We start from the raw sequence: 2008 nt of genomic DNA, 5'->3' as shown, positions 1-2008 counted from the left end.
CAGATTGGGCAGATTGGGGGCTCGGTGGGTACAACAACGGCTGCACTGGAGGGAACGCTGTTCATGCCAGGTAACTCCCTTACGTTTTTGGGATTGTTACTCTGACTGTGTTGATTTCAAAAATATCCCGTATCAGGTTCTGAGAATATCAAAAAAACAGCTTTGAAGATTTACTGAATTCCAGAACATATCAAATTATCCGAAAAGAAGGCGGTTATACGGTTATAACGTACACAATTTTATCGATGCAGGAGGTATAGAGATATATATTCATTGTCGTTTAAGTCGACCTGAACTTTAACAGGCGAGCATTGGTTACCGGATTCATGGCTTCTTTGATGATCCCGGGATAACCCCGGACAGCCTCCCGGGGGACGCAAAATATTGTCATGTGCCTGGGCATTTGGCGGAGCTATCGGGAAGCCCTCTTTCCCATCGTTTTATGCCCCGCACAGCCGGCAGCCATGGATTCGCCCTCTGTACGGATGTGGTCGGGTTCATCAGGAAAGGCTTCATCAAACCCGCGTTTTTTAGTGGGTTGCGGTTTAGGGAGTTTTTTCAGGTTTTGCATGGCCGAGGCATCTCCCAGTCCAGCCGCCTTGAGAAACCAGGCTCTCGCCTGGTGCAGGTCTACCTCAAAGCCCATGCCACCGTCCCGGTACAGGCAGCCCAGGCTGTTCATGGCAGAAGCGTCCCCCAGCCCAGCTGCCTTGAACAACAAGCGCTTCCCTTGCTCCGGATTCGCTGGCAGGCCCTCTCCACCATGCTCATACAGGGTGGCCAGGTTGTACATGGCCATAGAAGACTCCAGCTCAACCGCCTCCAGGTACCAGTGCTCCGCTTTACGCAGGTCTACCGGAAAGCCCTCGCCACCATGATGATAGAGGTAACCCAGGTTGTTCATGGCCATCTCATCCCCCATTTCAGCCGCCTCTAGATACCATTGTTCTGCTTCATGGAGATCTTTCCCAAAGCCCTTGCTGCCATCTTCATAGTGGAAGCCCAGATTGTACATGGCGGAAACATTCCCCAGCCCAGCCGCCTTGAACAACAGGAACTTCCCTTGCTCCGGATCCGCTGGCAAGCCCTCGCCACCAAGCAAATATAGAAAGCCCAGGTTGTTCATGGCACCAGTATGCTCATGCACAATCGCCTTCAGGAACCAACGCTCAGCTTCGCGCAGATTGACCGGAAAGTCCTTGCTGCCATACCCATACAAGCAGCCCAGGTTGTATATGGATATGACATTTCCCAATCCCGCCGCTTTAATGTACCACCGCTCCGCTTCACGAAGGTCTACCGGAAAGTCCGCTCCACCATGCTCATACAGGTAGCCCAGGTGACCCATGGCAACAGCGTTACCCAGATCAGCCGCCTTGAGCAGCCAGTATTTTGCCTTGTGCAGGTCTGCCGGAATGCCCTCACCACCAGCCAGGAAAAGCTCCCCCAGGTCGCTCAGACCGATCGGGTCGGATGCTCCCCTTCCGGCCAGCAGCAGGGCAGCATCGAGGTTCTCATGGGCAACGGCCAGGGCCAGGGGAGTTTCACCCGCAGTTCGGCCCGCATCCACCTTCGCCCCCCGTTGCAGCAGGGCCTGGATGATCTTGATGTCACCCTCCTCTGCCGCGTTGACCATCTGGTTCTTCCAGCCCCGGGGCAGGGGCAGGTTTTTCACCACCATATGTTTAATGACTTCCCGCCCGTAAGGGCAGGTCAGATGGTCTTTTGTCCAGCGGGAAAGGCACTTAAAGTGAAACTTATGCCCGCAGGGTCTGGCAATAGCGACGCGCCTGCCAACAAACTTCCGATTTTTGCGTGAGTAGAGGTCATCATGGCAGATTGGGCAGATTGGGGGCTCGGTGGGTACAACAACGGCTTCAATGGAGGGAACGCTGTTCATGCCAGGTAACTCCCTTACGTTTTTGGGATTGTTACTCTGACTGTGTTGATTTCAAAAATATCCCGTATCAGGTTCTGAGAATATCAAAAAAACAGCTTTGAAGATTTA

The 2008-nt window shown here is 53.3% G+C and carries 1 protein-coding gene; it reads right to left on the bottom strand.

The window, feature by feature from the left end:
• Positions 1-412: 412 nt before the first annotated feature.
• Positions 413-1900 (bottom strand): RING finger domain-containing protein, encoded by a 1488-nt coding sequence (locus J7439_RS25310; RefSeq protein WP_209204832.1) that lies wholly within the window; start codon positions 1898-1900, stop codon positions 413-415.
• Positions 1901-2008: the final 108 nt, after the last annotated feature.

Source organism: Salinisphaera sp. G21_0 (assembly GCF_017744115.1).
Classification (GTDB): Bacteria; Pseudomonadota; Gammaproteobacteria; order Pseudomonadales; family Endozoicomonadaceae; genus Endozoicomonas.
This window is presented reverse-complemented; position numbering and strand designations above follow the sequence as displayed.

Coding starts and splice junctions, on each gene's coding strand:
- J7439_RS25310 (WP_209204832.1), bottom strand. CDS start 1,900: ATGAACAGCGTTCCCTCCATTGAAGCCGTTGTTGTACCCACCGAGCCC.